Source organism: Nonomuraea solani (assembly GCF_900108335.1).
Classification (GTDB): domain Bacteria; phylum Actinomycetota; class Actinomycetes; order Streptosporangiales; family Streptosporangiaceae; genus Nonomuraea; species Nonomuraea solani.
Genome location: NZ_FNVT01000001.1, coordinates 694,027 through 709,955, shown reverse-complemented (window position 1 = coordinate 709,955; position 15,929 = coordinate 694,027). Strand labels below are relative to the sequence as shown.

The window sequence follows — 15,929 nt, the reverse complement described above, 5'->3', positions numbered from 1 at the left end:
CTGAGCGGGCGTCATCCGGAGAGCGGTCTCCGGCGAACCAGGTGCGAACGACGGTCGTCGAACCTGTTGGAACGGTCCTGGGGCAGGACCGGGCGACACGCACCGGGGGCGGTGCGCCAAGGGGGATGGATGAACATCGGCGCGAGGTCGCGCCGGCCTGCTCGGGCCGGCGTGATGCGGGGGACGGCGAGCGTACTCGCCACGGCCATCCTGGCCATCACGATTCCAGCGAGCTTCACACCGGCTCAGGCGAAGGCCGGTGCACCCGCGCCCGTCGCGGGGACGCCGGCCGTCTTAGCCGTGGCCGATCGTCCGGCGCGGGCGCTGCCGGTCGCGGCGGTGGCCGATCGTCCGGCGCGGGCGGTGCCGGTCGCGGCGGTCGACTGCCGGCGGGCCAAGTGTGTGGCGCTCACCTTCGACGACGGCCCGGGGCGCCACACCGACGCGCTGCTGCGTCACCTCGCCTCCTACCGGGCCAAGGCGACGTTCTTCGTCGTCGGGCAGAACGTGGCCGCCAATCCGGGCATCGTGCGCAGGACGTACGCGGCCGGGCATGAGATCGGCAGCCACACCTGGTCGCATCCGGACCTGACGAAGCTGTCGGCCGCCGGGGTGCGTTCGCAGCTCGCCCGTACCGACCGGGCCATCAGGGCGGCCACCGGCGTGACGCCGAAGCTCGTCCGGCCGCCGTACGGCGCGCTCAACAGGACCGTGCGCCTGCAGACCAGGCGGCCGATGGTGCTGTGGAGCGTGGACACCCTGGACTGGCGTTTCCGTGACAGCGCCCGGGTGGCCCGCAAGGCGGTCACGTCGGTACGCCCGGGCAGCGTCATCCTGTTCCACGACATCCACCCGTCGACGGTCCAGGCGATGCCGGCCGTGCTGCGGAGCCTGTCGAAGCGCGGCTACACCTTCGTCACCGTCAGCCAGTTGTACCGGAACCACCCGCCGCGCCTCGTCTTCTGACACCCGCGCCGCGAATTTCCGTGCGCACCCACTGAACCCTGGTCCCGGGCCCGCCGTATCTGTCGGTGTGAGCGGTGATCGCGCATGAACCCCGACCAGAGAGGCAGCGGCACCGGCAGCAGGGACACCGCGCAGACCGGCCGGCCCGGTCTGCGCGGGCTGCGGGCCTCGGTGTTCGCGGTCGTATGCGTGCTCGCCGCACTGGCCATGCACGTGCTGGCCGGCGGCCCGATCACCGGTCTGGGCACCATCGCGGCGGCGACCGTGATGACGGGGGCGGGCGCGTTCGTGCTGGCCCGCCGCCGCCGTTCCCCGCGTACGCTGCTCGCCGCCTCCTTCGCGGCCCAGTACGGGATGCACCAGCTCTTCAGCATGGGCGCCACCTCCATGGCCGCCCACCACGGCACCGGGTTCGCCACGGACACCGGGATGCTGCCGGCGCACGCCGTCGTGGCGACGTTGTCGGCGTGGTGGCTCGATCGCGGCGAGACGGCGCTGGCCGAACTGCTGCTGTTGCTGGCCTGCACGCTGCCCGCCCTGTGGCGGCTGCTGATCACACCGCCCTTCGCCACTCCGCGACCGGGACTTCCGGCCGCCCGGCCGCCCGCCGTTCTCGCCTCCCAGGCGCTGGCCTGGACGTTGTGCCGCAGGGGACCTCCTCGCTAGGAGACCGCACCACCGTTCCGTGACGCCCGGCCCAGCCCGCACGCTTGATGTGCCGGGCGCTCTGCTCGCGCGTCTCGCGTCTCCCCTTGCCTTCGGCGCGCCCATCGGCGTGCGCGCCCCTGGCGGATCCTCCTTGCTTTCGGTGCGCCGTCGATCCTGCCCCCCAGCTCATCTGAACGCGCGCGCCCGCGAATCGGAGTCCCCATGACGTCTGTCGAAATACGTCCGCAAGCCAGTACGCCCGTCACCTCCGCTCCTCCCTCCACCTCGCAGCGCTACCGGGCCGTCTGGCGCTGGCACTTCTACGCCGGCCTCTTCGTCGCCCCCGTCCTGCTCGTCCTGGCCGTCACCGGCGCCATCTACCTGTTCAAAGAGCCCTTCGAAGAGTGGCGCTACCAGGACGTCCGTACGCTCGCCACCCCCGTGACCGAGGCGCGCCCCCTCACGGAGCAGATCGCCGCCGCCCAGGGCACGCACCCCGGCGCGTCCGTCATGTCCGTCATTCCGCCCACGTCCCCTGAACGCACCACCCGCGTGATCCTCCAGGGCGCCGACGCCGGCCCCTTCGCCCAGGGCATCTCCGTGTACGTGAACCCGGCCAACGCCGGCGTGGTCGGCGAGATCGACGACGGGGCCACCTTCATGCGGGTGATCCGCACGATCCACGGCGAATTCATGTCCGGCACGATCGGCGACCGGATCGTGGAGATCGCCGCCTGCTGGGCCCTGATCCTCATCGCCACCGGCACGTACCTGTGGTGGAGCGGCCGGCGTACCCGCAGGAAGCCCACAAAGGCGGCCAAACGGGCGCGGCTGCGCCGGCTGCACATCGTCACCGGGCTCGGCAGCGGCGTGGTCGTGGTGTTCCTGGTCATCTCGGGGCTGCCCTGGTCGGGCGTGTGGGGTGACGGGCTCCAGCGCATCCAGGACTCCACCGGATCGACCACGCCGAGCGCGAGCGACTTCCCCAGCACCTCCACCCCACCCCTGTCCGGCGACCTGTCCGCGAACCCCGACGCGAAGGTGCCATGGGCGGCGGAGCGTCTCCCCGTGCCCGACTCGCAGGACGAGCACGCCGGGCACGGCGGCGCCTCCGGTGTCCTGCAGCCCGGCGCCCTGCCCATCGAGACCGCCCTGGCCGCCGCCAAGCCCGCGATCCGGTCGTGCCCGGCGGGCTCGTGCGACCTCAAGGTCCTGCTTCCCGACGGCCCCACCGGCGTCTACACGATCGTGGCCGACCCGCGCCGCGACCCGGCGGACTCGCAGACGCTGCACGTGGACCAGTACAGCGGCCGCGTCCTCGTCTCCTATGGCTGGGCCGAGTACGGCGTGCTGGCCAAGGCCGTCGAACAGGGCATCGCCCTGCACGAGGGGCGCCGCTACGGGCCCGCGAACCTGATCCTCATGCTGGGCGCCTGCCTGGCCCTGATCACCCTGGTGGTCACCGGGGTCTGGATGTGGTGGAAGCGCCGCCCGCGCGGCCGCTCCGGCGCTCCGGTCCGCACCACGAACAAGCGCACGGCGTACGGGGTGATCGCCATCATGGCCGTCCTGGGCCTGCTGTTCCCCCTGGCGGGCGTCACCATGGCGGCGGTGCTGCTGCTGGACTGGCTCGTCCTGCGCCGCATCCCGGCCGTCGCCCGCGTCGTCGGCTGACCTCAAAACGCCCGTCCCGCTGTCAGCGGGGCGGGCCGAGGCTCCAGGCGCGGGCCGTCTGGTCGCGGCTGCCGGTGACGGCGATCGGCCGGCCGTCGAGCAGGCCGATCGCCACCGACCACACGCAGTCGGTGTGCCCCGTGTACGGCGCGCCGAGCTGCTTCCTCGTCCTCAGGTCCCACACCCGCGCCGTCTTGTCCTCACCGCCCGACACCACCACGGGAACGCCCCCCACATTGCCGGCCGCCACCGCCCAGACCCACCCCGTGTGGCCGGTGAGCGGCGCACCGTACGCCTTTCCGCTGGTCAGGTCCCACACGCGCACGGTCGTGTCCTCGCTGCCCGTCACCGCCACGGGCACACCGTCGAGGTTCGCCAGGGCGACAGAACGTACCCAGCCGGTGTGCCCGGTCATGGGCGCGCCGACCTGCTTCCTGGTGGTCAGGTCCCACATGCGCACGGTCTTGTCGTCCCCGGCGGTCACCGCGATGGCCCGGCCGCCGACCTGCCCGGCGGCCACCGCCCACACCGCGCCCTTGTGCCCGGTCAGCGGCGCGCCGGTCTGCTCGCCGCTCCGCAGGTCCCACACCCGGGCGGTGCCGTCGGCGGAGGCGGTCACGGCGACGTGCCGGTCACCGATCCGCACCGTCGCCACTCCCTTGACGTCCCCCTCGTGCCCCTTCAAGGTGCGCGCCTGCCCGGTGCGCAGGTCCCAGACGCGGGCGGTGTCGTCGTCGCTCGCGGTGACGGCGATCGGGCGGCCGTCGAGCTGGTCCAGGACGACCGATCTGACCCATTCCGTGTGGCCGGCGAGCGGGGCGCCGAGCTGCTGTGAGGTACGCAGGTTCCACAGGCGCGCGGTCTCGTCGTCCGAGCCGGTCAGGACGACGGGCACGCCGTCCAGCGTGCCCACGGCCGCCGCCCGCACGTCGTTGGTGTGCCCCGCCAGCGGCCGCCCGATGTCCGTCCCCAAGGGCGGGGTGGCCGTGGCGGTGGCGGTGGGTGCCGGGCCCGTGCCGGGCGACCGAGACCACATGGTCATCGCCAGCACCGCCGCCACGACACAGACGGCCACCCCACCGGCCAGAAGCGCCCGCCACCAGCGCTTCCACAGGGACACGGGCGGGGGTGCGGTCTCGGGCGGGGGTGCGGGCTCCGGCTCAAGGGCGGGCGCGGGCATGGTCGCCGGAACGGGTGTGGTCGTGAGGGCGGTGCGCCCGGTCAGGGTCTGGACGAGGTCGTCGGAGGTGGGCCGCCCGGCGGGTTCCTTGGACAGGCAGGCCAGGACCAGGGACCGGAGCTGTTCCGGGACACCCTCAACGTCGGGCTCCCCGTACAGCAGCGCCCGCAACACCGCCGCCACCGAATCGCCGGGAAACACCCGCCGCCCCGTGGCCGCGTACACCATGGTGGCCGCCCAGCTGAACACGTCCGCCGCCGGACCGACCGGCTCCATGCGCACCTGTTCCGGCGCCATGTAGCCGGGCGTGCCGACGGCGCCGGTCTGCGTGACGGCGTGGTCGAGGGCGCGGGAGATGCCGAAGTCGATCACCACAGGCCCCTCGGGCCCGAGAATGACGTTGCCGGGCTTCAGGTCCCGATGGACGACTCCGGCATGGTGAATGGCCGCCAGCGCGGTGGCGGTCGCCACCGCGAGCCGCTCCAGGCCGCCGCCCGTACGCGGGCCGTCCCTTCTGACGGCACGTTCCAGGGAATCACCGCGTACATATTCGCTGACAATGTACGGACGTTCCTCGTGCATTCCCATGTCGAGCACCCGAGCGGTGCTGAATGGAGCGACCCGGCGCGCCAGTTCGACCTGACGGAAGAATCTCCGCGCGGCCTCCGGATCCCCCGGCATCCCGACGCGCAGCACCTTGACCGCGACCTCGGTCCCCGACGGGTCCAAGCCCAGGTAGACCACCCCTTGCCCGCCTTCGCCGAGAAACCCGGTGAGCCGGTAACCGGCGATCCGCCCGAGGTGCTCTCCCGGACGTGACAATGCCCACCCCTTCGTCGTCGAGCAGGAGCCTCAGCACTGGATACTACGATTCAGCGCACCCCGCCGGATTACCCGGGAAAGCAATAGCCGAGTTCAGGAGGAAACGTCACGGGAAATACATCGAAGATTCCCCGGCCATTCATTCGAAGCGAATGCGGCCCGCCCCTCGTAGGGACGGACCGCACGGCTCAGCCCAGCAGCCCCGCCACGGCCAGGGCCGGCTCCGGGTGTTCGGTCAGCAGCGCGCCGACCTCCCGGTACGCCGACCCGCCGGTGGCGGGCGTACGCCACTCGCCCTCGCACCCGAGCAGCTCCGCCACCGCGTCGCACGCCGCCGGCTGCCCCAGGAGCAGCTCGGCCACGGGCCCCGCCGCCATCGGAGCGGCCGCGGCGGCGGGCTTGGGGCGGGCCGTCCACGGCGGCACCCACGAGTCCACCGCCGTCAGCGAGCCCGGGAACGTGCGCCCGGCCTCGCGTACGAGCACCGGCACCTGCTCCCCGGCCCCGTCGCGCAGCATCGTGATCAGCTTGGGCAGCCACGGCAGCAGCACGCTGTCGGGCAGCCGCCCGAACGCCTTGGAGATCAGCTCCACCCCGAACCCGGCCAGGCTGGGCACGGGCTCCATGGCCTGCACGAACCCGATGATGTACTGCGGGAACGACGGGATGACCAGCGGGTTGGCCAGCAGCTCGTCGCACCGCGCCCGCAGCTCGGCCAGCGGCAGCAGCCCGAGCTGGTGGCGGGCCGCCCACAGCAGCGCCACCTTGGCGGGCGACTCCGGGTGCGACTGCTGCACGGCCAGCTCCAGCTGGGCCCGGTCGCAGCCCAGCGCCAGCGCGAGGCTCTCCATCGAGAACAGGAACCCCAGCATGGCGGCCACCTGCCGCACGCCGGTGTCGTCGTCCACGAAGGACGTCGGCAGCAGCGTGCAGTAGTGGGCGTAGCCGCGGGTGGCGAAGTCTTCGATCCAGGCCGGCAGCTCCGGCTCGGTGGCCCGGTAGTGGGCCAGCAGCCGCCGGATCCTGCGCAGCACCTCCGGCGCGTCGTCCACCGTGCGCTCGGCCGCGAGCAGCTCCACCGCCCGCGCGCCCAGCTCGTCGGCGAACCGGCGGCTGTTCAGGAAGAGGATGGAGTCCTCGACCGCCGCGAGCGCGACGGACGCGGTGGCCTTGGAGTCCCACACCGAGCGCCGCAGCCGCTGCTCCAGCACCTGCTCGATGGTGACGCCCTCGTAGCCGAGCTCGATGATGGAGCGCTGGTATTTGCCGAACGACAGGTCCCAGCTCTCCTGGATCGAGCGTTCGCCCAGGCGGCGCTCGCCCATGATGGGCCGCACCGCGTCGGACGGCAGCAGGTAGCGCAGCATCCACAGCAGGTCGGAGCAGGGCACCAGGTGCGGCTCGGCGTGCAGGTTGAGCAGCGCCCGCTGGATCGTGCGCTTCTCCAGGTCGAGCCCGAGCGGTTCGAGCCGGTCGTAGACGTTCCTGGCCAGCGGCGGCAGCGCGTCGTAGCCGACCTCGCCGACGCGGTCGCCGCCGAGCAGGATCTCGCACAGCCGCCGCACGTCGCGCCGGCCCGGCACGACGTCCTTCTCGATGCAGGTGACCGCCGCGTCCTGGAAGTCGTACGGGGTCGGCCTGGACCGGTTGCGCATGCCCGCCAGCAGGATCGAGGTCTCGTAGACCGCGATGGCGTCGGCGGTGCTGGCCAGGTAGCCGTTGCGGCGGGCGAGCCGGACGAGGTCGACGCACCAGCCGAGCAGCTCGGCCTCGTCCAGGTCGTCGAGGGCGGCCGGCCGGGACAGGAACCCGGTCAGCTTGTCGGCCACCTCGCCCTTCGCCACGGGCGCGGGCAGCTTGGCGGCCCGCTTGCGCGCACCCTTCTGCCCTTCGAGCTGGAACGGCGTCAGCTTGCCCCGCGTGAGCGCCTTGGCCCAGGTCGCCGCCGCGATCGACACCGAGCCCGAGGCGAGCCCGAACTGGGCCTCGATGGCCGAGTGGCTGGACGGGATGAGGCCGTACAGCCATTTCGTGTCCGTGCGCGGGCTGATCTCGAAGGTGGCCGTGGACTTCAGGCCGAACTGCTCGACGCGGCTGGCGGCGTGGAAGGCGCCGCAGACGTAGAGACAGTCGGCCGGGTCGGCGCCGGAGGTGGCCAGGTGCTCGCGCATCCTGGTCCACATGTAGCGCTCGCGGTCCTCGTCGACCGCCAGCCGGCCGCCCACGGGGCGCAGGCGGCGGAACAGGCTGCCGATCAGCACCATGACCTGGCGGTAGGTGTCGTAGTCTGCCCCGGACAGGGGCTGCTCGACGTATTGGTCCCACCACTCGGACCAGTGGCGCACCTTGCCGTGGTGCAGCAGGTGCTCCTCCAGCTCGGCGAAGCCGGGCCGCAGGTCGCCGATCTCGACGCCGACCGAGTCGCCGTGCAGGCCCGCCTCCTCCTCCTTGGGGGCGCTCTGCGGCTCCTCTTCCTCCTTGGGCATCCACTGGAAGACGTGGTCGGTCGAGCGGTCGACCAGCACCAGCTCGACGCCGGGGGTTTCGAGGGCGTAGGCGATGGCCTGGTATTCGGCCGACGCCTCGGTGATGGGCGCCACCACGCTGAGCGGCGCCCACGTCTTCGGGAAGCCGTCGATGTCGGTGGCGAACGCCTGGACCGCGACCGGCAGCCGGCAGTTGCGCAGCTCGGTGAGCAGCGGCTGCATGTCCTCGCACAGCTCCAGGTAGATGACCTTCGGCTGCTTCTCCCGCAGCCTGCGCACCATCGCCAGCGCGGAGGCCGGCGAGTGGTGGCAGACCGGGAAGATCTCCAGCTCCTCGCGTAGCGCCCGGTCCACGTCGTCGACCAGCCCCGCCAGGATGCCGGACACGGCGACGGGGCTGCCGGCGAACTTCTCGGCGGCGTCGAGGAGCTGTCCCCGGAGCGAGCCGAACGGGCTCGTCTGGTCGATCATGAGAGCGTGGCGATGGCCTCGCGGCCGCCCTCGAGGAACTCCGGCCACTCGCCGCCGTCCTTCTTGCTGCGGGGTTCGACGACGCCGTGCCAGTATTTGTTGAGGATCGCCAGGTCCTCAGGGCTGCGCCGGGCCAGCGAGCCGACCAGCGACCCGGCGAGCGTCTGCGCGCGCAGCACCCGGTCGCCGAAGAAGTGGCTGTGCAGGATGGCGTCCTCGAGCACGCCGATCTGCTCGGCCGTGGACAGCGCCGACTCCAGCTTGTCGTCGTCACTGGTGGCCGAGGAGGCCGCCGAGCGCAGGTCGGCGAAGCTCTGCAGCAGGATGTCGAGCAGCGTGGGCGGCAGGTCCAGCTCGATCTGGTGCCTGCGCAGCAGCTCTTCGGTGCGGAACCGGACGATCTCCGCCTCGCTCTTCTTGTTCGTCACGACCGGGATGCGGACGAAGTTGAAGCGGCGCTTGAGGGCCGACGACAGGTCGTTGACACCCCGGTCGCGGCTGTTGGCGGTGGCGATGATCGAGAAGCCGGGCTGGGCGAAGACGATGTTGTCGTCGTCGAGCTCGGGGATGGAGACGTATTTCTCCGACAGGATCGAGATGAGCGCGTCCTGGACGTCGCTGGTCGAGCGGGTCAGCTCCTCGAACCGGCCGATCACGCCGCCCTCCATGGCCGTCATGATCGGCGAGGGGATCATCGAGTCGCGGGACTGGCCCTTGGCGATGACCATGGAGACGTTCCACGAGTATTTGATGTGGTCTTCCGTGGTGCCGGCGGTGCCCTGGACCACGAGCGTGGAGTTGCGGCTGATCGCCGCGGCCAGCAATTCGGCCAGCCAGCTCTTGCCGGTGCCCGGGTCGCCGATCAGCAGCAGGCCACGGTCGGAGGCCAGGGTCACGATGGCGCGCTCGACGAGGCTGCGGTCACCGAACCACTTCTGCGGGATCTCCCGGTCGAGGCCGTCGGAGCGCTCGGAGCCGAGGATGAACAGCCGGATCATGCGCGGGCTGAGCCGCCACGAGAACGGCTTGGGGCCGGTGTCGACCGACTCCAGCCAGTCGAGCTCCGCCGCGTACTTCACCTCTGCGGGGGCGCGCAGCATATCGTCACTCATTTCGCGTGTCTCCTAGGTGAGGAAGTTCTTGAGCTCGAAGACGAGCTTGTGGATGCGGCCCGAGATCACCGGGGTGCCCAGGTCCTTGAATTTCTTGCGGAACCACGGATCGACGCTCTGGACCCCCGAGCTGTTGACCGAGCCGACGGGGATGAACTTGACCCCCGACCGATAGACGGACTCGATGCCGTCGTAGAGCGGCTGGGAGGCGCCGAACTCGTAGAAGTCGGAGATCCACACCATCACGGTGTTGCGCGGATCGCTGATCTTCGGGCGGGCCATGGCCATCGCGACCGGCCCGTTGTTGCCGCCGCCCAGTTTGGTACGCAGCAGCACCTCGAACGGGTCGTGCACCCACGGGGTCAGGTCGATGGCCCGCGTGTCGTAGGCGATCAGGTGCACGTCGACCTTGGGCAGCCCGGCGAAGATCGAGGCCAGGATGGTGCAGTTGACCATCGAGTCCACCATCGAGCCCGACTGGTCGACGACCACGATCAGGCGGGCGGGGGTGGTGCGGTGGGCCGTCTGCTTGTAGAAGAGCCGGTCGACGTAGAGCCGCTGGTCTTCGGGGCTCCAGTTGGTGAGGTTTTTCCAGATCGTGCGCTCGATGTCGAGGTTGCGGAAGACCCGCTTCGGCGGCACCGACCGGTCGATGACGCCCGCGCTGGTCTTCTCCACCTGCGTGCGCAGCACCTGCGCGACCTCGTCGACGTATTTGCGGATCAGCGCCTTGGCGTTGGCCAGCGCGACGCCCGACAGGTTGGACTTGTCGCGCAGGAGCTGCTCGATCAGCGACATGCTGGGCGTGAGCTGCTTGGCCAGCGCCGGGTCGGCGAGCACCTCGCGCAGGCGCATGCGCTTGACCAGGTCGCCCTCCAGGCCCGCGAGGACCTTGGCCAGCTCGCCGCCGCCCTGGCTGTGGCGTAGCTCGCCGGGCGAGCAGCCCATGCCCTTCTCGAACCAGGCGGCGTCCTGCTTCCAGCTTTCGAGCTGGGCGGCGGTGACGTTGCCCTGCCCGGTCGAGAACACGTTGAGCAGCAGCTTGGAGACCAGGGCGGCGCGGCGGACCTCGTCGCCCTCCTCGTGCTCCTTCTCGGCCATCAGGTCCTGGAACTCGGCGGCCAGCTCGGGGTGGCGCTGCACCAGGTTGTCGACCGACACGCCGGGGTCGAGCAGCGCGAGCGGCAGCTCCAGGTCGCCGACGATGCCGAGGCTGGCGGTCTCCAGCGCGGGCTGCTCGTCGGAGCTGAACAGGCGCGACAGCAGGCGCCAGTAGAGCACCTGGCGCCGGGTCTGGTCGGCGCTCTGCGAAGCTTCGGTCATCTCGGTCATTTCCGCAGCAGCCGTCCCGCCCGCTCGCGCAGCACGGCGACGACGTCGCCGGTCTTGGCCTCGGCCTTGACCACCTTGGGGTCGGTGGGGCCCATCGCCCAGTCGCCGTTGTGCGCGACGACGGGCTTCTTCTTGACCGTCGCCTGCACCGCGATCGGCTGGAGCCGCCACCGGCCGGCGTCCCAGTGCATCAGCCCGATGCAGGACGAGGAGTCGCCGACCAGCGACGAGGTGAGCGGGCCGCAGGACGGCAGCCGGTCGAGGTCGAGCCGGAGGGTGTTGCCGCCCAGCTCGATCGTCAGGCCGTCGACCTTGTAGCCCTCCAGGAGGACGGGCTCGGCGATGCGCACGGGATGGCGGTCGAGCGGGTTGACCGGCGGCGCCGTCGCCTGGGCGAGCTGGACGCGCGCCACGGCGAACGGGTCGGCCTCCTCGCCCGCGCTCGCCCGGTCGTCGTGCCACAGCAGGTCGCCGCCGGGCAGCAGCGGCATGTCCGTGATGTCCAGGCTGCGGTGCTCGGCCAGCGCGCTGAGCAGCACCGGGTGGCCCTTCAGCAGCCGCCACACGGTCGGGCCGACGATCGTGTCCACCTTGGCGGCGGCCACGCTCGTGCGGACGAGCCGCGAGGGCGCGCCGCCGGCGGGCTCGAAGACGGCGTGGACCTGGACGCGGATGACGGTGGCGTGCTCGTGGACGTCGGTGCCGAGGATCAGCAGCCGGCCGGACACCTGCTCGGCGCCGTCGTTCCACGGGCCCCGCTGGGCCAGCAGCAGGGCGCGCGTCCACAGGTCGGCCCAGCGCCGGGCGGGCAGGAGCTCCATCGTCGACACCGGGGACGAGGCCCGCAGCTCGGCCGCCAGGCCGTCGAGCAGCACCGCCAGCCCGCGCAGCTCGGGCACGGCCAGCAGCGCCTCGATCGTCTGGTCGGCGGAGGAGACCAGGTCGTGGTCGACGCCCCGCCAGCCGACGATGGCCAGCTCGCGCAGCCAGATCCGGCAGCCGGCCAGCAGGTTTTCGGCCACCTCTGTGCGGTCCTGCGGCGGCTCCCAGGCGGCGCGGGCGCGGCCGAGCGCCGTGTCGAGCCGGGTGAGCAGGGCGTCGTGCACCGCGCCGAACAGCGCGGCCCGGCCGCCCGCCAGCGCCGCCAGGTGCTCGTCGCCGAGGGATCCGGCGCTCACCTTCTCCGCGGCCTCGCTCACGCGGTCGCCGATCGGGCTGGCCGCCAGCGCGCCCGCCAGGGCGGTCAGCGCCGCGGCCGACTCTTCCCCGACCCTGGCGAACCCGTAGGCCAGCGCGTCGTCGAACGCCCTCACCAGGTCGAGCGCCTCTTCGCTGCCCGTGGGGGCATCGCCGAGCAACTGCCCGAGTTGTACGTCGAGCATCAGCACACCACCTTCACGAGCCGTCCGCGTGCCATCAGCGCGCCACCTCCATCGCCGGGAACCAGTGCAGCTCGGTCAGCGGATCGGTGCTGTCGGGCACCTCCAGATAGGCCAGATGGCGCAGGAACCGGCTGAACACGACGGCCGCCGGGGTGCGCTCGACGTGCGCGTCCAGCCTGCTCATCAGGTCGCCGCCCGCGGGCACCTCGACCCGCAGGTAGCGGGCCACCTGCTCCAGTCCGTACTGCAGGATCGCCTCGTCGGCCAGCAGGCGAATGTGTTTGCACGCGTAGCCGTGCAGCGCGCCGCACGGCCGGTTGTTGTTGGTGCTGCAGCTCAATGCGTGATCACCGGCGGTGATCGACGAGACGTAGACCCGCTCGATGTCGGATCCGCTCGACACGACGCCCTGCAGGCGGCCGTCGGCCAGCTCTACGAAGGGCACTTTCGCCAGTTTGCGTGGTTCGGTGGGCGGCACCACCTGAATCACGCTGCGCTGCTCCCACGCGGTTGTGTCCGCGTCCACGACCTCAGAACCTCCCGCCCCGGCCGGCTCGCGGGCGCGGGCGGACATGCCCGCGCCTTCGCGAACGGCTGATCAATGATCCGGGAACTTACCGGAGGGCACTGACAGAACGGAGCTAAACGATCAAAGCGGCCGACCGGGCGAGATTGTCGATAATATTGTCAACCGGGGACGACACTAGGAGGGTTCCGTGACCGCAGAGCCGCCACGGGAAGAGACGCTGACCGACCGGGTCAGGGCGGTCATACTCGACGGCGACTTCGTGCCCAACCAGCGGCTGGTCGAGGCGGACGTGTGCGAGCAGTTCGGCGCCACGCGCGCCGCCGTACGCGAGACGTTCAAAGAGCTGGCCGGGGAGGGACTGGTCGAGATCCTGCGCAACAAGGGGGCCCGCGTCCGGGCGATCTCCAAGGCGGAGGCCGTCGAGATCACCGAGGTCCGGATGGTGCTGGAGGGCCTGTCGGCCGCCAAGGCCGCCGAGCGGGTCACCCCCGGCCAGGCGGACGAGCTCCGGGAGATCGTCGCCGACATGCGCGCCGCCGTGGGCCGCAACGACCTCGACCGCTATTCGGAGCTGAACGCCGCCCTGCACGCCAAGATCCGCGAGATCGCCGGCCACCGGACGTCGGCGTCGATCATCGAACGGCTGGGGGCGCAGGTGGTGCGGCACAAGTTCCGCCTGGCCCGGCAGCCGGGGCGGGCCGCGGTGTCGTTGCCGCAGCACGAACTGATCGTGGCGGCCATCGTCGCCCGCGACCCGGAGGCCGCCCAGACGGCCATGCAACAGCACCTGCGCAGCGTCGCCAAGGCCCTGGACGGCGCCACCGGCTGACCGGATCAGCCTGGCTTGACTTCGCCCACCGCCCAGGTCGGGTGCTCGCCCGGGGCCAGTTCCACGAAGTCGGGCAGGTCGCGCAGCGCGTCCTCGGCGCCGCCCGGCGTGTACGTCGCGATGATCCGCATCGGCCGCCACCCCGTGTTGAACGTCGAGTGCAGCGTCCCCATCGGGATCCACACCGCGTCGCCCGCCTTGACCGCGAACTCCGGCCCGTCGCCGACCGTCTGCCGCCCCTCCCCCTCGATGACGTAGAGGATCTCGTCGGAGTTGGGGTGCTGGTGACGGTCGTGCCCCTTGTTCGGGTTGATCACGACCTCACCGAAACTGGACGACGCGCCGAACACGTCGCGGGGCGTGACGTGCCATTTGATGGAGCCCCAGTCGAAGAGCATCGTGGGGACGGAGTCCGGTTCGCGGTGCATGGCGTGCCCCTTTCCTACAGGCCCTTGAACGCGCGGAGCTGGTCGGCGATGGCGCGCTCCGCGGGCAGGCGCTCCATCGAGGAGGCGCCGAAGAAGCCGGCGATCCCCGAGGTGCGTTCCTGGATGTAGCGGACGTCGTCCGGCTCGGCGATGGGACCGCCGTGGCACAGAACGAGAATGTCTGGGTTCACGGCGACGGCGGCGTCGTGCATCGCCTGGACGCGGGCGGCCGACTCGTCGAGGCTGAGCGCGGTCACGGCGCCGATGCTGCCCTTGGTCGTCAGGCCCATGTGCGGCACGAGGACGTCCGCGCCCGCCCGCGCCATGGCCGTGGCCTGCTCGGGGGTGAACACGTAGGGGGCGGTGAGCAGGCCGCGTTCGGCGGCCAGCCTGATCATCTCGACCTCCAGGTCGTATCCCATGCCGGTCTCCTCCAGGTTCGCCCGGAAGACTCCGTCGATGAGGCCGACGGTGGGGAAGTTCTGGACGCCGGTGAAGCCCATCCTGGCCAGCTCGTCGAGGAACCGCGGCATGAGCCGGAACGGGTCCGTCCCGCACACCCCGGCCAGCACGGGCGTGTCCTTGACGACGGGCAGCACCTCGCCGGCCATCTCGACCACGATGGCGTTGGCGTCGCCGTACGGGAGCAGCCCGGCCAGCGAGCCGCGCCCGGCCATCCGGAACCGGCCGGAGTTGTAGATGATGAGCAGGTCCACGCCGCCGGTCTCCGCCGCCTTGGCCGACAGCCCCGAGCCCGCGCCGGCCCCGATGATCAGCCGGCCGGCCTTCCGCTCGGCGTGCAGCCTGCTCAGAGCCTCGTTGCGATTCATCCCGCACCTTTCTGGATCAGCTCGTGCAGCCGGTCGGCGGCCGCGATCGCGAACCGCGCCGCGTTGATGTCGTCGTCGCTCTCCACCACCTGGACGTCGCTGCCCGCCACGGCCAGCAGCGCGGCCTCGAAGCAGGCGGCGTCGGCGGCCGGGTCCCAGAACGGGCCGCCCTCGACGTCGACGGCGGAGACACCGCCACGCGGCACGAACAGCGCGACGGGGCCGGTGGCGGCCGCCAGCTTCGCGCCGATCAGGCGGCCGATCTCGGCGTTCTCGGCCGGGGTGGTGCGCATCAGCGTCACGGTGGGGTTGTGCACCAGCAGCGTACGGTCCCTGAAGTGCTCGGGGACGGTGCCCATCGGGCCGAAGTTCACCATGTCCACCGCGCCCAGGCTGACGACCTGCGGCACCCCGGCGGCTCCGGCCGCGTTCAGCCGGCCGGGACCGGCGGACAGGACGCCGCCGACGAGCTCGTCGGCCAGTTCGGTGGTGGTGAGGTCGAGCACCCCGGCGAAGTAGCCGCTCGCGACGAGCGCCTCCATGGCCCGCCCGCCGGAGCCGGTGGCGTGGAACACGAGCACCTCGTAGCCCAGCTCCGCCAGCCTGGCGCGGGCGGCGTCGACGGCGGGCGTGGTGACGCCGAACATCGTGGCGGCGACCAGCGGCCGCTCCCCGGCCGGCGCGCCCTGACGGGTCTCGTAGGCGGTGGCCATCCCGTCGATGGCGGCCGCGGCGTTGGCCAGGATCTGGCGGGAGATCGAGTTGATCCCGGCGACGTCGACGACGCTGTACATGAGGGTCACGTCGCTCTGGCCGACGTACGCGGACACGTCGCCGCTCGCCATGGTCGACACGAGCAACTTCGGCAGCCCGACCGGCAGCACCCGCATGACGGCCGCCGCGATCGAGGACCCGCCGCTGCCACCGAGCGCCAGCACCCCGCTCAGCCGGCCACGCTCGTAAAGATCCCTGGCGATGGCGGCCGCCCCCGCGGCCATGACCTGTAAGGCGGCGCCCCGGTCGCCGGCGCTCCGCAGCTCCTCCAGGCTCGTCCCCCCGGCCGCTGCGACGGCGGCGGGACCGATGTCGGCGGCCAGCCCGGGGACGCCCATGACGCCCGCGTCGAGCAGCACGACCTCGTGGCCGAGCAGGTCACGGACGTAGGTGTATTCGTCGCCCTTGGTGTCGAAGGTTCCCAGCAGCAACACGGCCATGCCTGCCCCTTCCCCCGCCGTACGGG

13 protein-coding genes are annotated in these 15,929 nt (G+C 71.7%); 4 read left to right on the top strand and 9 right to left on the bottom strand.

Going from position 1 to position 15,929, the window contains the following annotated elements:
* Positions 1 to 129: 129 nt before the first annotated feature.
* The 3 genes from C4V41_RS03185 (at position 130) to C4V41_RS03175 (ending at position 3,288) form a co-directional block, all read left to right on the top strand.
* Positions 130 to 966 carry a polysaccharide deacetylase family protein gene (locus tag C4V41_RS03185; RefSeq protein ID WP_235029877.1) on the top strand — a complete coding sequence of 279 codons (837 nt, stop codon included), beginning with the start codon at positions 130 to 132 and terminating at the stop codon, positions 964 to 966.
* Between the two features lie 84 nt (positions 967 to 1,050).
* Positions 1,051 to 1,632 carry a hypothetical protein gene (locus C4V41_RS03180; protein WP_103954175.1) on the top strand — a complete coding sequence of 194 codons (582 nt, stop codon included), beginning with the start codon at positions 1,051 to 1,053 and terminating at the stop codon, positions 1,630 to 1,632.
* A gap of 204 nt (positions 1,633 to 1,836) precedes the next feature.
* Positions 1,837 to 3,288: a PepSY-associated TM helix domain-containing protein gene (locus tag C4V41_RS03175; protein ID WP_103954174.1), complete on the top strand. Its 1,452-nt coding sequence runs from the start codon at positions 1,837 to 1,839 to the stop codon at positions 3,286 to 3,288.
* Between the two features lie 22 nt (positions 3,289 to 3,310).
* Here C4V41_RS03175 and C4V41_RS03170 read toward each other — a convergent pair whose 3' ends face one another.
* The 6 genes from C4V41_RS03170 to C4V41_RS03145 form a co-directional block, all read right to left on the bottom strand.
* Positions 3,311 to 5,290, bottom strand: coding sequence for a serine/threonine-protein kinase (locus C4V41_RS03170; RefSeq protein WP_103954173.1), 1,980 nt, complete (start codon positions 5,288 to 5,290; stop codon positions 3,311 to 3,313).
* 188 nt (positions 5,291 to 5,478) lie between these two features.
* Entirely contained in the window at positions 5,479 to 8,247 is a 2,769-nt protein-coding gene (locus C4V41_RS03165) for a DUF5682 family protein (RefSeq protein ID WP_103954172.1), read from the bottom strand.
* Positions 8,244 to 9,359 (bottom strand): ATP-binding protein, encoded by a 1,116-nt coding sequence (locus tag C4V41_RS03160; protein WP_103954171.1) that lies wholly within the window; start codon positions 9,357 to 9,359, stop codon positions 8,244 to 8,246. Before C4V41_RS03160 ends, C4V41_RS03165 begins: the two co-directional genes overlap by 4 nt.
* A 12-nt stretch (positions 9,360 to 9,371) precedes the next feature.
* Positions 9,372 to 10,682 carry a VWA domain-containing protein gene (locus C4V41_RS03155; protein ID WP_103954712.1) on the bottom strand — a complete coding sequence of 437 codons (1,311 nt, stop codon included), beginning with the start codon at positions 10,680 to 10,682 and terminating at the stop codon, positions 9,372 to 9,374.
* A 5-nt stretch (positions 10,683 to 10,687) separates the two neighbouring features.
* A complete protein-coding gene (locus C4V41_RS03150) occupies positions 10,688 to 12,073 on the bottom strand; it encodes a hypothetical protein (protein WP_103954711.1) in 1,386 nt (461 codons plus the stop codon).
* Positions 12,074 to 12,107: 34 nt separating this feature from the next.
* Positions 12,108 to 12,647: a hypothetical protein gene (locus C4V41_RS03145; protein WP_103954170.1), complete on the bottom strand. Its 540-nt coding sequence runs from the start codon at positions 12,645 to 12,647 to the stop codon at positions 12,108 to 12,110.
* 142 nt (positions 12,648 to 12,789) lie between these two features.
* Here C4V41_RS03145 and C4V41_RS03140 point away from each other — a divergent pair, with 142 nt between their 5' ends.
* Complete coding sequence (locus C4V41_RS03140) at positions 12,790 to 13,431, top strand: GntR family transcriptional regulator (RefSeq protein ID WP_103954169.1); 642 nt, start codon at positions 12,790 to 12,792, stop codon at positions 13,429 to 13,431.
* 5 nt (positions 13,432 to 13,436) lie between these two features.
* Here C4V41_RS03140 and C4V41_RS03135 read toward each other — a convergent pair whose 3' ends face one another.
* The 3 genes from C4V41_RS03135 to C4V41_RS03125 are packed head-to-tail and all read right to left on the bottom strand — an operon-like array spanning position 13,437 to position 15,903.
* Complete coding sequence (locus tag C4V41_RS03135; RefSeq protein ID WP_103954168.1) at positions 13,437 to 13,859, bottom strand: cupin domain-containing protein; 423 nt, start codon at positions 13,857 to 13,859, stop codon at positions 13,437 to 13,439.
* A 14-nt stretch (positions 13,860 to 13,873) separates the two neighbouring features.
* Positions 13,874 to 14,689: a phosphoenolpyruvate hydrolase family protein gene (locus C4V41_RS03130; RefSeq protein ID WP_103954167.1), complete on the bottom strand. Its 816-nt coding sequence runs from the start codon at positions 14,687 to 14,689 to the stop codon at positions 13,874 to 13,876.
* Positions 14,686 to 15,903 carry a Tm-1-like ATP-binding domain-containing protein gene (locus tag C4V41_RS03125; protein WP_103954166.1) on the bottom strand — a complete coding sequence of 406 codons (1,218 nt, stop codon included), beginning with the start codon at positions 15,901 to 15,903 and terminating at the stop codon, positions 14,686 to 14,688. Before C4V41_RS03125 ends, C4V41_RS03130 begins: the two co-directional genes overlap by 4 nt.
* Positions 15,904 to 15,929: the final 26 nt, after the last annotated feature.